At 57.2% G+C, this 17,627-nt stretch carries 12 protein-coding genes and 1 pseudogene; 5 read left to right on the forward strand and 8 right to left on the reverse strand.

Annotated features, from left to right (window positions below; all coding sequences use genetic code 11):
* The first annotated feature begins 723 nt into the window (after nt 1–723).
* Both M7Q83_RS01025 and M7Q83_RS01030 read left to right on the forward strand, forming a co-directional pair.
* The gene (locus M7Q83_RS01025; protein WP_298334459.1) at nt 724–1,320 is read left to right on the forward strand and encodes an RNA polymerase sigma factor; all 597 of its coding nucleotides are present in this window, start codon (nt 724–726) and stop codon (nt 1,318–1,320) included.
* A complete protein-coding gene (locus tag M7Q83_RS01030; protein WP_298334460.1) occupies nt 1,317–2,957 on the forward strand; it encodes a hypothetical protein in 1,641 nt (546 codons plus the stop codon). Before M7Q83_RS01025 ends, M7Q83_RS01030 begins: the two co-directional genes overlap by 4 nt.
* Nucleotides 2,958–3,437: 480 nt before the next feature.
* Here the strand turns inward: M7Q83_RS01030 and M7Q83_RS01035 are convergent, their stop codons facing one another.
* Both M7Q83_RS01035 and M7Q83_RS01040 read right to left on the reverse strand, forming a co-directional pair.
* Nucleotides 3,438–3,989: a dTDP-4-dehydrorhamnose 3,5-epimerase family protein gene (locus M7Q83_RS01035; RefSeq protein ID WP_298334461.1), complete on the reverse strand. Its 552-nt coding sequence runs from the start codon at nt 3,987–3,989 to the stop codon at nt 3,438–3,440.
* A gap of 101 nt (nt 3,990–4,090) precedes the next feature.
* The gene (locus M7Q83_RS01040) at nt 4,091–5,182 is read right to left on the reverse strand and encodes a PilT/PilU family type 4a pilus ATPase (protein ID WP_298334462.1); all 1,092 of its coding nucleotides are present in this window, start codon (nt 5,180–5,182) and stop codon (nt 4,091–4,093) included.
* Nucleotides 5,183–5,306: 124 nt separating this feature from the next.
* On the opposite strand from M7Q83_RS01040, the gene M7Q83_RS01045 reads away from it, so the two are divergent.
* Complete coding sequence (locus tag M7Q83_RS01045) at nt 5,307–6,596, forward strand: DUF4115 domain-containing protein (protein ID WP_298334463.1); 1,290 nt, start codon at nt 5,307–5,309, stop codon at nt 6,594–6,596.
* 125 nt (nt 6,597–6,721) lie between these two features.
* Here the strand turns inward: M7Q83_RS01045 and M7Q83_RS01050 are convergent, their stop codons facing one another.
* Complete coding sequence (locus M7Q83_RS01050; protein ID WP_298334464.1) at nt 6,722–8,800, reverse strand: prolyl oligopeptidase family serine peptidase; 2,079 nt, start codon at nt 8,798–8,800, stop codon at nt 6,722–6,724.
* Nucleotides 8,801–8,920: 120 nt separating this feature from the next.
* On the opposite strand from M7Q83_RS01050, the gene sufB reads away from it, so the two are divergent.
* Nucleotides 8,921–10,321 (forward strand): Fe-S cluster assembly protein SufB, encoded by a 1,401-nt coding sequence (gene sufB / locus M7Q83_RS01055; RefSeq protein ID WP_298334465.1) that lies wholly within the window; start codon nt 8,921–8,923, stop codon nt 10,319–10,321.
* Between the two features lie 492 nt (nt 10,322–10,813).
* On the opposite strand, the gene M7Q83_RS01060 is transcribed toward sufB, so the two are convergent.
* From M7Q83_RS01060 to M7Q83_RS01075, 4 genes are all read right to left on the reverse strand, one after another.
* Entirely contained in the window at nt 10,814–11,011 is a 198-nt protein-coding gene (locus tag M7Q83_RS01060; RefSeq protein WP_298334466.1) for a hypothetical protein, read from the reverse strand.
* Nucleotides 11,012–11,156: 145 nt separating this feature from the next.
* Nucleotides 11,157–12,794: a HAMP domain-containing sensor histidine kinase gene (locus tag M7Q83_RS01065; protein WP_298334468.1), complete on the reverse strand. Its 1,638-nt coding sequence runs from the start codon at nt 12,792–12,794 to the stop codon at nt 11,157–11,159.
* A 17-nt stretch (nt 12,795–12,811) separates the two neighbouring features.
* The gene (locus tag M7Q83_RS01070; RefSeq protein WP_298334470.1) at nt 12,812–13,534 is read right to left on the reverse strand and encodes a response regulator transcription factor; all 723 of its coding nucleotides are present in this window, start codon (nt 13,532–13,534) and stop codon (nt 12,812–12,814) included.
* A gap of 167 nt (nt 13,535–13,701) precedes the next feature.
* On the reverse strand, nt 13,702–15,273 hold the full coding sequence (locus tag M7Q83_RS01075; protein ID WP_298334471.1) for a trypsin-like peptidase domain-containing protein: 1,572 nt from the start codon (nt 15,271–15,273) through the stop codon (nt 13,702–13,704).
* Nucleotides 15,274–15,615: 342 nt separating this feature from the next.
* Here M7Q83_RS01075 and M7Q83_RS01080 point away from each other — a divergent pair.
* Nucleotides 15,616–16,772, forward strand: a pseudogene (locus tag M7Q83_RS01080) (IS630 family transposase).
* On the opposite strand, the gene M7Q83_RS01085 reads toward M7Q83_RS01080, so the two are convergent.
* Entirely contained in the window at nt 16,769–17,548 is a 780-nt protein-coding gene (locus M7Q83_RS01085; RefSeq protein WP_298334473.1) for an enoyl-CoA hydratase-related protein, read from the reverse strand. The pseudogene M7Q83_RS01080 and the gene M7Q83_RS01085 sit on opposite strands and share 4 nt — an antisense overlap.
* Nucleotides 17,549–17,627: the final 79 nt, after the last annotated feature.

Below are 17,627 nucleotides of genomic sequence, written 5' to 3' on the forward strand. Positions count from 1 at the left end.
CTTGCGGGTTTGTCCTGGGCTTGGCGACGGAGAGGAAATTCTCTCTCGAGTGCGATGGGTCTTTGGGGCTTGACAAGCTCAGAACATCACGCGTTGTTTGTAGCCCATTATCAAGGCATTCCAGGCGCCTGGTTGACGCCAGGGTCGCTCTTCGAAGAGGTGCCTTCGAATTGCGCTACCTTCCGGACCTTCGCGATGAGTCTTGACGGCAGCCCTCCCTCTGTTCTGAATAGATGCTGTTGTGTAAAAGGGGGCTCCTTTGAAGGAAGCTCCTTTGTGTCATTCGCGAGATGAGGTGCCGTTTGGCGCTCTGCTGAGCAAGTTCCCGTACGAAGCACTTGTCATACTGGACAACTCGTCATACTGTCTCTTGCGATGATCAATCAGCACTATTGGCCTGGTGTGCGAATGTAATCGTCTCCTATGATGCCGGCCAGTGGATCGATAGACGACGGGTGCCACCTCTTTGTTCCCTGCGCATCGTGGTGGGTGGGGGCAATGTCCACGGTGGAAACGGTGTCGTGGGATGAGTTTGTCATAACCACCTTGTCATGCGATCCCTACGTCATGCTCGGTAGAACGATGCGGAATCGGCGCGATGTTGTTCGCTGTTTGGTGCCGGCCGAGGTGGCGAGTCAACGGAACTGTCCAATGGTTGCAGTAACACGAGACGTTATCTGGACATAAAAGAGATATAACCTAATGGCCACGCAGGGGGTATCGATGACAGAGGAGCGGCAGGAACGTTTTGACGCGCTGTACCGCTCAACACGAGCCAAAATACTTGCCTATGCACTGCGACGGGTCCCTTCAACTGAGGATGCCGCGGATGTCTTGGCGGAGACATTCACCGTGGCTTGGCGAAGGTTGGAGCAGGCCCCTGCTGGTGACGCCGCGCTCCTATGGCTCTACGGCATTGCTCACAATGTCGTTCGCAACGACGGTCGCAGTCGTAGGCGACGTTCGCAGCTCGTGGGGCGGATTGCTCAGCAGATACCTGAAACTCAATGGTGGAGTGTCGCTCGCGACGAAGACCGTCTGGTCGCGCTCATGTGCTTGGCGAGACTTCCCCGGGATGACCGAGAAGTACTGATGTTGGTGGCCTGGGAAGGACTTACACCGTCGGCGATTGCTACGGTCCTGGGATGCTCTCCTGGGGCAGCGAGGGCGCGTATCCATCGCGCTCGCCGGCGTCTTGAACTGGCGATCCATACGGCGGGAGTAGAGGAAAAGCATCGAAACGATGTCAGTACGCATGGGTCGACAACGCCCGTAGTAGATCTATTCACCAATGATGTTAAGGGAGAGAGGCCACAATGAACGTGTTTTTGAGTCAACTTGATCCGGTCGATGAATGGACCGTTGAAGCAGCCGTTACCCATCCCGTCTTTGAGGAACTATTTGGAGTAATTGTTGGGGAGGAGATCGAGACATCGTCTGAGCCTGGACCAAAGTGCCCTACTCCCTCCAGGCGATCATCGCACGGGCGCGTAGTAGCGCTCGTGGCGGTTCTCATACTCGTGGGTGCCTTGGTGGGAATTCGAGCCTTCAGTGGTGTCCGCGCGCTCACCCATCCCATCACCACCGCTTGGCGCCAGGCCCAGGTGCTCGCGTCGGGGAGTTCTCCTCGCGGCGGAACCTGGCAACTTGTTGATGCGGTCATGAGTGGGACCTGGCAACAGAACGAGGATGGACCACCGCCGGGGTACCTTACCTGCGCGACTCAGGGGCGCTGCTATGTGATGGCGGGTAACTACTCGTCCGCTTCTGCTGGAGCGCCACTGCTCTCCGAGTCACTTTACGTTACGATCGACCAGGGTGCAAACTGGGCAATTCTTCCCATGCCCGCCGGGTTTGCCCCTACGACAGCCCTGTCCTGTTCAGGGGCGGGCTGGTGCGCAGCCGGTGGAACCTATCACGGGCAACCGATTGTACTCTCGACCACAGATGGAGGACATTCCTTCACCTTGACGCCTCTGCCGGGTGGGCTGGGGACGATCGACGTCCTCTCGTGTCCATCTCGCGGAGCCTGTGACGCACTGGTCGCGGCGTCGACTGGACTAAATGGTGGTCCGATTGGGGCTACGTTTCTTACCATGACCGGTGAAGGAGCGAGATTTGTGGATCATCCGATCCTGCAAGGGGATTCGATGGTCGCGCTTGCCTGCGTCTCCTCGACCCGCTGTACGGTGGTTGGAGCGACGAGCCGAACACAGGGTTCGCTGCTACCCACCGGGGTGGCGGCGTTGACGAACAATGGCGGCAAGACGTGGACGCCGGGGAGTATTCCTGCTGGGTTTGGCATCCAAAGGATGTCTTCGCCTCTGGTCTGTTCCGATGCGACCCACTGTGTTCTTGGTGGGGAGATTCCTATTCACGATGCGAATACCTGTGTCGGGATACCCACCGTTGGACCATCGCTTGCGTCGTTTCCCTTATCGCCTTCGATACGAGCGATCTCTCGTACTGAGTCACGGATCGCCGAAGACTGGGCGATCCAAAGCGGGAGCTTTCAGGGTGCAAGGACCTGCACGAACGCTAGGACTAGCGTAGTGAGCGCATTTGCCACAAGTGCGAATGGTGGCCTGACCTGGAGCGCACAGTCGTTGCCCTCTGACGTGCCTGATCCACAAATCGATGGGCTCGCCTGCTCTTCGGCAACTGCGTGCTGGGCAGCGGGGTCGGAGTCGGTGCCCCAAAAGATCGCTAAGGTTACTGACTTTAGCTCCTCTGTCCTCCTAGGAACGGTCAATGGGGGCCAGAGTTGGTCAAAGGTGATCTTTCATGTGCCCGCAAGCGCACCGAATCCACAGGGGCAGTCGTATCAGACTATCGGTGCCGTCAGTTGCCCAACGAGTAGTCTTTGTCTGGCCGCAGGGGTGGCGGCCCAGGGCGCCAGCGTCAGTCCAATCTACCGCTTAGCCATTCCAAGCCACCAACCTCAGAGGTTGGGGTGAGGCGAGCGCTACCGGCAATCCCCTGTGCGTACTCGATTATTGGCCCGTAGAGCGTTAGCGGAGGGCGCTGCCAGGGCGGTGAGACCACCGGAGGAGAGGAGTACGTTGCACGACCGGTCCCGAGACGGCGCATTCAGGTATCCCCTGTCGAGGCCGTCTGGAGCGCGGTGGGAGCTATAGACGCCGATCAGCAACAGAGAGACTGCGCCGATTGTCCCGTGTATCGGAGGACTCGCACCTGGATTCAGTGCATCTTTCAGCACCCCAAGATGGCCTATGGCGCGCAACCGGATGAAATCTAGCGTGCACCCGCTGGTGGCTGACTCGGGGTACCTCCCAGTGCGAACGTCGGAACGAAATGGAGAGGCAAGACCCGGTGAGGGCGCCCTCAATACACTTGCGGTCACTCGGCTGGTAGGGTCAGGGCGAGACCGAAGGATGGATCGCACGTTCACACGCCTCGAGGAAGGGCGTCTGTCGCTAGGTTCTTGGTGTCCCTTGCGGTCGATGCTGGGGGGCGATCTCGGAGAGCCGAGGGTTCGTCTGATCACGGGTCGAGACGACGGGGTCTGAGATGCGCCAAGCGTCTTGGAAGCGGGGGTCGTCCCAACGGATGCCGAGTTCGTCGGAGGGGTTGTAGTAGCTGTCCACAAGGTACGTCAAAGTGATATCGGTGAGCGTCGCGAATCCGTGCGCAACTCCAGGAGGGATGAAGACCCCGATAGGGTTCGTCTCTCCCATCTCTAGATTCATTAGTCGGTCATAGGTCGTGGAGGAGGCACGCAGGTCGTAGAGGAGAACCTGTGCGACACCGTCGACGATGTACCAGTAGTCGGCTTGGTGGAGGTGGTAATGAAACCCTACCAGCGATCCAGCTATCTTGTCGGAACGGGAACTCTGTACCATCTCGCGACCGAGTGGAAACCATGAGCGACGATAGGTCTCCTGGAAGGTGCCACGGGCATCTCGATGGACCTCAGGTTGGATGATGATGACGTCTTGAATAGCGTCGTTGGAATCTTGGTTCGTCATTTGCAACCGCCGTTTCTTTGCGTCCCTTTGACGGTTAGGCTATCAGCCGCCAACGGCTTTGCACGCATCTGCTGAGGCCGTCGCGTTTGCGTCGATGCGAATCAGTTGGCCGTGAGTCCGAGATCCTTGAGCATGAGTCCGAGATCGTGACTATTGGATGCATTGGCGAGTGCGGTCTCGGCGGTGATTTTCCCCTCGGTAACTAACTGGGCGAGCGCTTGATCGAAGGTCATCATCCCGTAGAAGGCGCCCTCGGTAACGATGGTCTTTAGGTCAGTCGCGCGGTCAGGCTCAAGGATGGCCTGCTTGACCCTTCCGTTGGTGACAAGAATCTCGCAAGCGGCTACCAGTGCAGTGCCAGCGGCTGCGTCGACAAGGCGTTGCGAGATGACGCCAGCTAGGATATCTGCAAGAGAGACCCGAGCCTGTTGTTGTTGATAGGGCGGGAAGAAGTCGATGATACGAGAGATCGTCTCGGCAACACCGAGCGTGTGGAGCGTCGACAGCACAAGATGCCCGGTCTCAGCCGCTTGCATGGCAGCCTCAACGGTCTCGAGATCCCGCATCTCTCCTACCAGGATCACGTCGGGATCCTGGCGTAGGGACGCCCGCAATGCGGAAGCGAAGGTGCGAGTATCAAAGCCGATCTCGCGTTGGTTGATAAAGGACATCTGGTCGCGGTGGGTGAACTCGATTGGATCCTCGAGGGTGATGATATGCTTGGCCTGGGTCATGTTGATGGCGTTCACGATGGCTGCGAGCGTCGATGATTTGCCCGACCCGGTCGGTCCTGTGACAAGGATGAGACCGCGTTCGATGGCCGCCAGGTTGGCGATTGAGGCGGGGAGACCGAGGTCGGTGTAGGAAGGAGCCTCTGGCTTGACGGAGCGAAAGGCAAATCCGACCGCTCGCCCGAAGACAAAGCAGTTCACGCGGTAGCGACGGCCGTGGGTATCGACGTAGGCAAAGTCTGTCTCACCGGTCTTCTTGAAGTTTGCTGCCGCCGTCTCGGGCAGGATCGTCTCCATCATCGCCGAGAGGTCACTTGCGGTCGGAACGGGCAGGGTAGCAAGTGTTTGGAGTCGGCCACTGACACGAACCCGAGCGTGGGCATCGGCCTTGATATGCAGGTCCGATCCTCCTTGTTCGCGGAGGGTGTCTAGGTAGCGCTCCAAAAGAGGGTGATAGGTCATACTGGACAATCTTCGACCTGTTGGGCCGGTTGCTGAAGGTGTACCTAAATCCGCATAACTGCGGCTATTTTTGCGACGTCTATACTGGAGCAAGAAGCGTCGTCTCTCACCTTCGAGGTGTCCCATGGAAGTAATAATCGTCTTTGTAGTTGCATTTATCGGCTTGGCGGTTGTAGCGCGGATTGGGCTATCGAATGCGACCCGCGAACGTCGTTCCATGTCTGGTCATCGCCAGACGCTTGAGACCATCTCAAAGGTAGCTGACGCTCCAGTTGCTGACCGAGATGTTCGTACCTTTAAGGTTGAACCTCTCCGTCCAGTGCGCCTTGATCTCTCCAAACTCGATGATCTTACCGATCCCGACCTCATTCGTATCACCTCTCCGCTTGCGAGTGATGACGAGCCGCCGGTCGTGGAGGACCCTGCTACCGATACAGGTCAAGACCACGACACCGGTCGTTCTCGGACACACGCTTCGAGCGAGAGCGATGCCACGGTTGCCCATGACACCTTTCTTGACCGCGACGATCGTGAAGAACCTGCCTCTGTTGCAGAGCGTGAGGCTATCGATTCAGGACTTGTCTTTGGCGATGAAGGTCTCATCGGTACAGCCCCCGGGGAATCGGAGGTGACGGCTCAGCTTATTGCCGCAGGAGAGGTGGACCCATCGCTACTGACGCAGTCCATGGGGACGGTAGAGCCACCGCTAGGCCAAGACGCAGTGGATGAAAAGGGTTCGGCAGATGAGCAGGGCTCGACAGGGGGGTTTGGAGCTCGAGGTCAGCACCGTGTCTATTCCAGTGGACGTAGGGGCGTTCCGCTGTCGGCGATGGCGGTAGGCGCCGGGGCGATTGCGGTGCTGCTCGGCGTAGGCTTCTTCGTGCTTGGTAGGAATACTTCGGCTACCGTTGTTCCACCCTCGAGTACGAACCAGACGCAGACCACTACACCCTCAAAGACCTCGTCCACCGGCTCTCAGCCCACATCATCGACCAAAAAGAAGACGGGTACTGGTGGATCATCGACGACCAAACAAGCGAAATCAACGACCGGAGGTAATGGAGCTTCAGGGAATTCCTCATCGGCGTCGCCGACGAGTTACACGCCGGTGAGTTCAAATGCGGGTTACGCTACCTACGACATACCTGGAGGCGCTAAGACGATTGTTGTGAGCGCAAGTCAACCGTGCTGGGTGGCGGACTCAGATTCTGCGAACGGTGCTCTCCTGTGGGACGAGACGCTCCCAGCGGGTGGATCATATACGATCTCGTCGACGGCCCCGTCGTTGTGGATCAAAGTTGGCAACGCGCATGAATTCCAGATGCAGGTCAATGGTGTCCCGGTCTCATTCTCGGCACCGCCGGGAGTCTACGCTTTCAACTTAGTGGCGACCTCTGGCCAGTCGCCAGCGTAATTGCTGCCATGATCTGGGGTCGCTGGGCGCCGCGCTTGCGAAAGCCACCGCCCATGCGGATGGAGAGAGCACCGGGGGAGCCTGCAGGTACGTGACCCCAGCTTGTGGTTCGATCTAGGCTCGGTTTACGGTAGCTCAACGTTCGTGCATGCGGCGATGAGGAAGGCTTGTACCAGTGCCTCATTCTCATAGACCTCCGTACGCTTTGAGGCGCCCATATGTCCTGCCTCCTCCTCGACTTTGAGAGCGACATTGGTCATCGGGGAGAGTTGACGGAGTTTGGCGACGTATTTGGTCGGCTCCCAATAGGAGACCCTGGAGTCATTGAGGCCTGTCGTGACCAGAAGGTCCGGATATGGTTCGGCTCGCAGATTATCGTACGGGCTATAGGAGGCCATCAGCGCCTCGATTGCCAGCGATTCGGTGGGGTTGCCCCACTCCTCCCATTCGGTAATGGTGAGCGGAAGATTGGGGTCTGATATGGTCGTCAAGCAGTCAACGAACGGGACTTCAAGGACCGCAGCGCGGAAGCGATGCGGATCGAGGTTGAGTGTCGCTCCTACCATGAGCCCACCTGCACTGGCACCGCGAAGACAGAGCATGTTCTGGTCAGTGACTCCACGACTGATGAGCCAGTCGCTCGCAGCGAGTAGGTCATGAAAGCCTTGAGTTTTGCGCTCGAGGCGTCCCTCATCGTGCCACGTGCGACCGAGTTCACCGCCGCCTCGCACATGGGCGATCGCGTAGGCAAATCCGCGATCGAGAAGGGAGAGCCGCATGGTTGAAAAACTCGGATCGATGGGTTCTCCATAGGCGCCGTAGCTGTACAGCAGTGTTGGGACCGGCAGCATGACGTCTCGACGGTGGATCACCGTCACGGGGATCGGGGTTCCATCGTCGCTCGGTGCGTAACCACGATACGTCAGATAGTTGGCGAGGTTGACGTCGCCAACTACTCGCTGTTGCCACAGGGTGGTCCGTTCGAGCGTAGCGAGATCAATCTCGTACAAGGTCGCCGGCAATCCAAGCGAGGTCTCTTCGATCCTGATCGTGGTGGCAGCGGGGTCGGCATTGCCGAGCAGTATCGATGTAATGGCGGCGTCGTCTCCTGACAGTTCGATACCAGTGCTTGCTGGCGCTCGATCAAAGGCGACATAGGTGAGCTTTGTGCGGTCCTGCGAGCGCAGTTGCAACACAAGTCCAAGTGAGGTCGCCTCAAAGCTCTCAAGGCGGTCGTCAACCGGTAGATCGAAGAAGGGTTGCCATGGGGTCTGTGGGGTTTGTGCTGAGAAGAGACGGTACTCCTCGCCCTCATGAGCGGCCAGGAGATAGAACGTCCCATTGATATGGTCTAAGTGATATTCAAGCCCCTGTTCACGTGGTCGAAAACAGGTGGGCGTACCAAGATCCCCCGAGGTCGGCAACAGCCAGTATTCGCTGGTGATTGCACTTGCTGATGAGATCACCAACAACTCTCTATCCTTGGTGCGGCCGACGTCGAGGTAGAAACGTTGATCGTCTTCATGCATGAGCAGTCGATCGTTGGCTGAGTCAGAGCCAAGTGCGTGCAGGAGGACGGTGTCTGGTCGCATCGCTTCGTCAGGACGGGTGTAGAGCAACTGGGTCGCATCGTTGGTAAAGACAAACCCGTACGATGTGCTGGGAATCTCTTCAAGGACGTTGATCACGCCATCGGTCAGTTGTCCAATACGCAGGGTGTAGCGCTCCTCTCCAGTGAAGTCAACTCCATAGGCAATCGTGTGATCGTCATCAGCGATGGCGATACCGCTGATGCCGAGAAAATCATGGCCCTCGGCGACTACGTTCTCGTCGAGCACCGTCTCGATATGGGTGTCGCCGACTCTGCGCCGGAGATGAATCGGGTAGTCGCGATCTGGTTCTATTCTTGTGAAGTACTCAAAGGCCCCGCGACGCATCGGATAGCTCTCATCTGGCTCAGGGATACGGGTGCGAAACTCCCGTACTAGCTCATCTCGTGAGGTCAGCAAGGTTCCGGTGAGTCGATCCATGAAGTCTCGCTCCTGCTCAAGATAGGCGGCCGTGACCGGGTTGTCGAGGTTACGCAGTTCGTAAAATGGGTCCTCGCGTAGGATGGAACGGCCTTGGAGGGTGCGTTGGAGCCCCCGCGGAGGGGTTGGGGTCGGTAAGGCGCGTGCAAAAAGCTGCTGAGACAGATATGGCATGATGCTCAGTGTAGACCGGTCGTGGCGATGCGCAGAGTTGTTACTATGGAGGTAGTGCAAATCACTCGTACGACTCAGTTGGGGGGTGATGGTGCCTAGCGGATGCGTGAAGGAGTAACGATGGCCTCGGTAGAACTTGATCTGGGACGATACAAACTCGGTTGGTCTGACGTCGAGGATTATGTATTTAAGCCGAAGAAGGGACTCTCCAGAGAAATCGTGGAGGAGATGTCGAGAATCAAGGGCGAACCTGATTGGATGCGAGCATTTCGATTGAAGGCCCTTGACCACTTCATGCGTAGGCCGATGGCTCCCTGGTTTGCGGTCAACATGCCTGATTTAGACTTTGATGATATCTACTATTACGTGAAGCCCACCGACCACCAGGTAGATAACTGGGATGCGCTTCCCGAAAACATGAAGAATACGTGGGATAAACTTGGCATCCCTGAGGCTGAGCGTAAATACCTCGGTGGCGTGACCGCACAGTATGAGTCTGAGGTCGTTTATCATCGCAACCGGGATGACCTCGCCAGACTTGGTGTGCTCTTCACCGATATGGATACCGCCTTGCGCGATTACCCGGAGATCGTCAAACAGTATTTCGGAACGGTGATTCCGCCCAATGACAACAAATTTGCCGCATTAAACTCTGCGGTCTGGTCAGGGGGATCCTTCATCTACGTGCCCAAGGGTGTGAAGCTTGACATGCCTCTGCAGGCGTACTTCCGGATCAACTCAGAGAATATGGGCCAGTTTGAGCGGACATTGATCATTGCCGATGAGGGTTCGCAGGTTCACTACATCGAGGGTTGTTCGGCACCGGTATATTCGACGGATTCATTGCACTCCGCGGTGGTTGAGTTAATTGCAAAGCCGGGTGCTCGTATCACCTATACGACGATCCAGAACTGGTCATCAAACGTCTATAACCTGGTGACGAAGAGAGCCCGTGCTGAAGCTGAGGCGCGAGTGGAATGGATCGATGGCAACATCGGCTCTCGCTTGACGATGAAGTATCCTTCGGTGTACCTGATGGGTCCTAAGGCATCTGGAGAGGTCCTCTCGGTGGCCTATGCCGGAGCGGGACAGCACCAAGATGCAGGGGCCAAAATGATCCATGCTGCGCCGGAGACGACCTCGACGATCGTCTCCAAGTCCATCTCAAAAGATGGAGGGACTGCGACCTATCGCGGGCTCGTGCACATGGAAGAGGGCGCGAAGAACTCACGATCCTTCGTGCGTTGTGACGCACTACTCCTAGACGATAACTCTATCTCCGAGACGAAGCCGTACATGGAGATCGGAGAGCGTAACGCATGGATTGGTCACGAGGCGACGGTCTCGAAGGTGGGTGAGGATCAGCTCTTCTACTTGATGAGCCGAGGCCTATCAGAGGCTCAAGCCATGAGCCTGATCGTGAACGGGTTTATCGAGCCGGTGACGCGCACGCTGCCGATGGAGTATGCGGTTGAATGGTCAAGGCTGATCGAGCTGCAGATGGATGGTTCGATCGGTTAATGGGGTCGCTTGACCTTGGTCAGGGTCGAGCTAACGCAACGTACGGTGATGCGATCGCATGGAGCGAATCTTTCGCGGCGATCGGTCACCGACGGGCTGGCGTTGCTTGAGGCAACGAGGCTTTCTCGTCTCCATAGCCTTCTCGTCTCCATAGCCCTAGTCAGAAGTTACCCCATGAAGTCCTCCCTTAAGGCGTTCTAACTGGACTTATTCCAAAAATCCTGCCTACTGTGGGCATGTAGACAGACCGCTCACCTGGGGTGGAGTACTCCTGAAGGGGGAACTTTGGCCTCGCAGGGCCGCAGCGGCACACAAAGACTTGATGGACTTGCTAAGCGACGCATCAAACGAGTTGAGATGTGCCCACCGCTACCCGAACCTCAGGTCCGCAGTAGCGCCATGATGAACCATGCGTTCTGTCCGTCTCGCAACAGGATGCGCGTGCCCCCGAAAGGATGGACCCGCTCCACCTGTTGCGATAGGGACGTGCGTCTAGCTCGTGCGATCTCTCGTAGAGTACTTATAGCCAAGCCATCCCCCTGCAGCAGCACCGACGACGAGGCCGATCGGTCCTGCTAGCATCGTTCCGAGGACAGCGACCACTGCTCCGGCACCTACGGTCTTGCCTACCAAGGCTGGTCCACGATTCGAATAGCTGCTCACGGTGTCACCTTTCAAGAACTCTGTCATGGGTCATGCTACTAGCGTTGCTGGAGCGAGACAACCTTGTGGTTGCGGGCTTCTTCAGCAAAGCCGCCTGGTTCGGCTCCCGGGTTCCTCCCTGCTCTGTGGTGGCGTGCCGTGGCTTGACCCCACTCGGATGGCAGGGCGGGGTTCATTCCGCTTTGGAATGCCGTTCTCTGCGAGAGGAGATCTTCCAGCGGGGCGTGAGTCTTGCGGTCGGTTCGTTGGTTGCTTGGCGATCTGCTAAGTCAGGGATGGTATCGGCAGCATCCATCTCGAGCATTGGGAGATCGACTCCAAAACAACTGCCTCGCCCGAGACCAGGGCTGGCGACCCAAGCGGTACCTCCATGGGCATGCGTGATGGCGGCGACGAGGGAGAGTCCAAGTCCAGCTCCACCACGCGCGCGTGAACGCGATTCGTCCGATCGATAGAACCGTTCGAAGACGCGTTCTAGCTGTTGCCCGTCGAGCCCGGGTCCAGAGTCGCAGACGGTGAGCCGTACCATAGCGTCCCACTCGAGGAGTGCGATGGTTTCGTCAATACTGCCGAACAGATCTGATATACCCTTTGCTGTACGGGCACCTGGGGGCGGCAAGGCGCCCTTTGGAACCATCTCGACTCGCACCACGACGGTCGCCGTTGGAGGAGTGTGGGTGCGCACATTGGAGAGGAGGTTGGTGATCACCTGGGTAAGCCGATGTTGATCACCGAGAACCAACGCTTCGTCTGGTGTGATCAGCTCGATGTTGCGATCGGGTTCGACGGCCTTAGCGTCCATGACCGCGGCCTTCGCGAGCGCTGATAAATCGATAGGGGCTAGCGAGAGCGGTCGGTTCTCGTCCATGCGGGCGAGCAGGAGCAAGTCTTCGATGAGCGCTGCCATGCGACTCGCCTCGGATTGAATGCGTTCCATGGCGATCGGTGTGTCGGTCGTTGGGTCGAGAGCGCCGTCGAGATAGAGTTCAGCGTAACCCTTGATGCTGGTGAGCGGTGTGCGGAGCTCATGACTGACGTCCGCGATGAATTGACGCAGGCGGGTCTGTGAACTCTGGGAATCGTTGTAGGCCTCCTGGAGCCGTTCTAGCATTGTGTTGAGCGTGCCAGCAAGACTAGCGATCTCCTGAGGACCATGATCGTCGACTCGGGCCATGGAGTCACCTGCGGTGATCTCACGAGCCTGTGTTCGCATCCGCTCAAGTGGGTTCAGACCAATGCGAATGGAGAAGGCACCTGCGAGACCAAGTGCCAGAACAACCCCGAGGGAAACGAAGAGTTCGGCTAACTCAAGCCGGCGGAGCGTGCTTTGCACCGAGGTGAGGGGGATTGAGAGGACCATCGTCGCGCCGAGTGACGGATCGCGAGCAGCGAGTACACGGTAGGCGTAGTCGGTTCCAGTGAGTTCGATCGTGATGGGGTGTCCGACAGGTATGTCGACGCGTTGGTCTCCTGCCTTGCCTGAAGCGACGTTTGGCGGGGGTTCAGAGACCGAATTTGAGAATTGGCCAACCACTGAGGTCCCGTTTGAGAAGATCAGCTCACCATAACTGCCTTGTGGCAAGGAGACAAGACCGGTAAAGCTCGAATCACCATAGATGCTTGAGTGCAAGAGCTCTCGGGCAGCGAGGGGGATATCGTTGGTCAACTGAGAGTCGACTCGTGCTACGAGGAATGATCTGAGTGCGGTGACCGTCGTGAAGTCGATTGCCAGGGTGCCGACGATCAGGGTGGTCAGCGCGATGAGCAGCAGTCGAGCCCTCAGGGAAAGAGTTGATCGCTTCGGTGACACGGCCCCTGTCTCGCGCTTCAGGAGTTTTTGATCTCTGGGGCCCGCAGACTGTAGCCGACTCCGCGGATCGTTTTGATGATCGGTGGCCCAAACTGGTCCAGTTTCTTGCGAAGGTAACTGATGTACGTTTCGACGATATTGGCATCGCCTCCGAAGTCATACTCCCAGACATGGTCGAGAATCTGTGTCTTTGAGACGACCTTATTAGCATTGAGCATGAGGAATCGCAGAAGTTTGAACTCGGTGGCGGTGAGCTCCACGAGTTTACCTGCCCTAAAAACTTCGTGTGTCTCATCATCAAGTGTAAGATCATGAAATGTTTGCCGGGTGGATTCGGTTGTTGCTCCACCGCTGCGTCGCAACACCGCCTCAATACGAGCTGTCAATTCGGCGAGCGAAAATGGTTTCGTGAGATAGTCGTCTGACCCTAAGCGGAGTCCTTCAACACGATCCTCGACCGAGTCACGTGCCGTTAAAAAGAGGATAGGCGTGTCATCGCGTTCCTCGCGGAGCCGCTTGACGACCTGGAAGCCATCAAGTCCTGGCATCATGACGTCGAGCACGATGACATCAGGGCGAAAGGTCCTGGTGAGTTCTAGGGCTTCACGACCGGAAGCTGCCACCCCAACATCGTAGCCTTCGAAGTTGAGCGCCATTTGGAGAAGTTCGGTGATTGGCAGCTCGTCGTCTACCACCAGTATCCGTTTGTCCTTGGATGGTCGGCCCTGTGGGGATGTCATGAATCCTCATTTCTGTTGGCTGCGGCTCTGCCTCTCGTGTGCAGCCCGGCGGACACTGGTCGAAGAGGCAAGGGTTGGATGACTGAGACAGGAACGATACCGCTCGTGTCATAGGTGACGCGAGCGGTATCGTTCCTACGAGTTCTACCGAACCAAGAACGCCTCATCTAGGCTGCCGGAGCGTTGCCAAGAGTAATCGTCATTGTCGAAGTCCCTGATTGTGAGAGTACCTTCAAGGTGACGGAGGTTCCAGGAGACTTTGACGTGACGTCGGTGACGAGTTCAGAGGCGTCCGTCACTGCCTTGCCATCGAATCCAATGATGACATCACCCGACGTGAGTCCAGCGTTCGATGCGGGCGACCCAGGATAGATGTAGTCGATGAGCGCCCCCTGTTGATCGGTCGGATAACCGAGTTGGGCTGCGGCTTGTGCATTCATCGTCTGTATACCGACGCCGAGAAATGCCTTTGCCGTGGTGGCGGTGCTCGAGGAACTTGAAGAAGTTCTGGTGTAGTAGCTCGGATCCTTCAGGATATTTTTCACGACTGGCAGAACAGAATCTATCGATTCGGCGAAGCCTAGGTTTTGGGCGGGAGTCTGTGAAGTGGAGGAGATAATGGCGGTGTCCATTCCCACCACCTGTCCCGCTGCATTGACGAGCGGACCGCCGGAGTTGCCGGGGTTGATGGGTGCATCCGTTTGAATCATTTGGGTGAGGTGTTCGCTTAAATTTTGATCCTGCGCAGTGATCGAACGGTTGAGCGCAGAGACGATGCCCTGCGTAACCGTAGGATCACCTTGCAGTGCGAGTGCATTGCCGATCGCCACGACAGGATCGCCTACTTCCAGTTGCCCAGAGTTTCCAAACTTGACGGTAGGCAAGCCTGATAGGCCCTCGATCTGAAGGACAGCAACATCATGGGTGGGATCGGTTCCCACAATCTTGACCGGGTAGGACTTCGATTGGTTATAGAGCGTCGCCTGTATTGAGGTGGCCCCGGCGATGACATGGTTGTTGGTCAGTACAAGACCGCTGGAACCAAATATCATCCCTGTTCCGGCGTCTTCAAACTGACTAGTGCCCAGGAAGCCGTTGCTGGTCGAGCCCTCAGCCGTGATATCAACGACTGCAGGTTCGACTTTGGCCAGGATCTGAGGCACATTAAGACTCCCGTTACCATTTAACCCGGAGCCTTGAATGGCGGTGGGAGAAGCCGATGACTCGGTGATGACGACAGGCTTTGAGTTCGAGGTGCCGCTCAAGTGAACGACGGTGATGCTGGTGCCGACGGCCACCACTGCTGCCACCACCGCTGCGGTGAGGACAGTCAAGCCAGAGAAGCGCCGCTCGCTGAGTGAGCCTCGACGCTTCGCTGATCCCTTCTTTGTTGCACCTGACGTCGGCGCTGACGGTGGGGGGGAGGCCCAACTGGATGCATATTCATAGCCTCGATAGCCAGCACTCTCCGCAGTGGTGGGTCCATCGGGATCAGTGTTCTCATGTCGGATGAAGGGATCATCGCTCGACGCCTCGCTCGACCAACTTTCACCGGACGAGAGGGTGTCGCCAGCAGACCAACCGTCACCGGAGGACCAACCATCTCCCTGCAAAGTCGCATCGGGATCCTGTCCGCTGGGGTTCGAAGACATCTCCTCGTCCTGCGAAGAGGAGTCTGCGGCCTCGTCGCCCGTCGGCTCCGCTCCGGTGCCATTCTCTGGGAAATCGCCGTCACTCATCATGCGTGCCTTTCTCTACCGATCTTCTTTGAGCGCTACCAACCGTGAGACTCATCGGTGTCAGCAACCTTTCACCCGTCATTCTGGTGGTCTATGCTTTGAGAAACCTTAGGAACAGGTAGGAGCTTGGCTAAAGGCCAACAGCGCTCCTACATCCAGCACTCCTAGATCTATGGTAGCGGTACGGGAGCAAAGCCCGGTCTTAGGTCCTTGGTGTGTCGAGCATGCGAAGCAGATGCGACGGTGTTCTAGTGTCCCTAGCCAGAAATTCCTTCAATAAGGAATTTTCAACCCTTACACCTGGTTATCCCAGTTGGTATCTACTCTGGGAGGTAGTCGGTTATGGGAAAGCAAGAAGAGCAATCAACAAACGAGGATCATGCAAGGAACGTCGGTGGACGCCCGATCCTCTATCACGTGACGCTCTCTCCAGAGGAACGAGAGCGCTTAGATGCCCTTGTTCGTCAAACAACGGCCCCGCAGGCTCAGGTACGTCGTGCCAAGATCGCTTTGTACGCAGCTGAGGGGATGGGGACCACCGAGATTGCCAGAAAACTCTCGCTATCAGCTCAAACAGTAGATAAGTGGAGAAGGCGGTTCTCGTTGTTTGGGGTAAAGGCACTCTCGGATGCACCAAGATCTGGGACTCCAAGAACCCATGGGGATGACAAGATCGCCGAGATCATCAAGCTCACTACCACGACTGATCCCCCGGATTCATCAACCCATTGGTCAACCAACACCATGGCAGCCCTAGCTGGTGTATCCCCCTCTACAGTGGGGAGGATCTGGCGAACCTTTGGGCTCAAACCTCACATGGTCGAGACCTTCACTGTATCAAACGATCCAGAGTTCACCGAGAAGGTCAGAGACGTTGCTGGTATCTATCTCAACCCACCTGAGGCGCACGATCGAACTCTCGCGTCGACGAGAAGACACAGATCCAGGCACTGAACCGTACCCAGCCCATGCTCCCCATGGTGCCAGGGGTTCCTCTGCGTCGTACGACCGAGTACAAGCGCAACGGTATCTCCAATCTTTACGCTGCACTCGACATCGCTTCCGGCAAGGTCATCACCAAGATGAGGAACGCCCACAGGGCGATAGAGTTCATTGAGTTCTTAGAGCTTATCGACCGACAAGTACCCAAGGAGCTGGGAGTTCACGTTGTCTTAGACAACTACTCAGCCCATAAGACCGAGTCGGTGAGAACCTGGCTCCTTGCCCACCCGAGGTTTGAGTTCCACTTCACGCCAACGTATTCTTCTTGGATGAACCAGGTAGAGAGATGGTTCTCAGCGTTAACCACCAAGTACCTTCAACGAAGCGTTCACCACAGTGTGACCGAACTCAACCGAGGGATTATCAAGTGGGCCAAAGCCTGGAACGAGAACCCCAAGCCCTTCATCTGGACCAAGAGCGCCGACGAGATCTTCGCTTCTATGCGCAAATACCTGGAGCCGATAGTTATGAATGGAACTTCCGAGGAGGGACACTAGTTGGCGTGATAGTTGGGGGGCCGTCGTTCCTTCATGGCGGTCAACGCTTCTCGCATGTCGTTCGATCGCATCAGCGCGACGTTGTAACTGGCAGCGAGTTCCAGGTGCTGTGTGAGCCCTTGTGTTCGTCCTTGGACGAGCAGGCGCTTGGTCGCCTGAACGGCCAGGGGTGGATTGGCCTGAATTTGCTGGCCGAGCTCCAGGACGGCCCGGTCCAGATCCTCGGCGGTATCCCAGATCGAGTGCACGAGTCCGATTGTGTGAGCTTCGACGGCATCGACATCGCGACCGGTGAGGGCCATCTCGGCCAGGATCGCTTGGGGGAGCACCCCGGAGAGCAGGGTGAGCGACCCGAGATCGGCGACGATTCCAATGCGGACTTCGCGGAGCGAAAAGATCGCCGAACGAGTAGCTAGGCGAAGGTCGCAAGCGGCGATCAGATCGAGGCCTCCGCCGATGCAGTAGCCGTTGACGACAGCCAGCGTGGGTTTCTGGGCAGTCGCGAGGGCGATAAAGCCCAGTTGAAGCGATCGTATGTCGTTGGTCGATTGGATGTTCTGGGACCCTGGCGCGAAGTCGGTGAGGTCAAGTCCTGCACTGAAGTGGGGACCGTTGGCACGAATGACGATGACTCGTACGGCTGTGTCCGCCTCAAGGATCTCGATCGCGCGTGGCAGTTCCGTGAAGAAGGTGGCGTTCATGGCGTTGAGTTTGGCGGGACGGTTGAGGACTAACGCTCCGATCCCATCGTTGATCTCAATCTCTAGGGTCTCCATACCTCTCCTTTTGGTGGTGCATCGTGGACACTTCCTAGGTTATCACTATGATGGTAGGGGAAACTAGCACCCTGGCGGT

Source organism: Ferrimicrobium sp. (genome assembly GCF_027364955.1).
Classification (GTDB): Bacteria; Actinomycetota; Acidimicrobiia; order Acidimicrobiales; family Acidimicrobiaceae; genus Ferrimicrobium.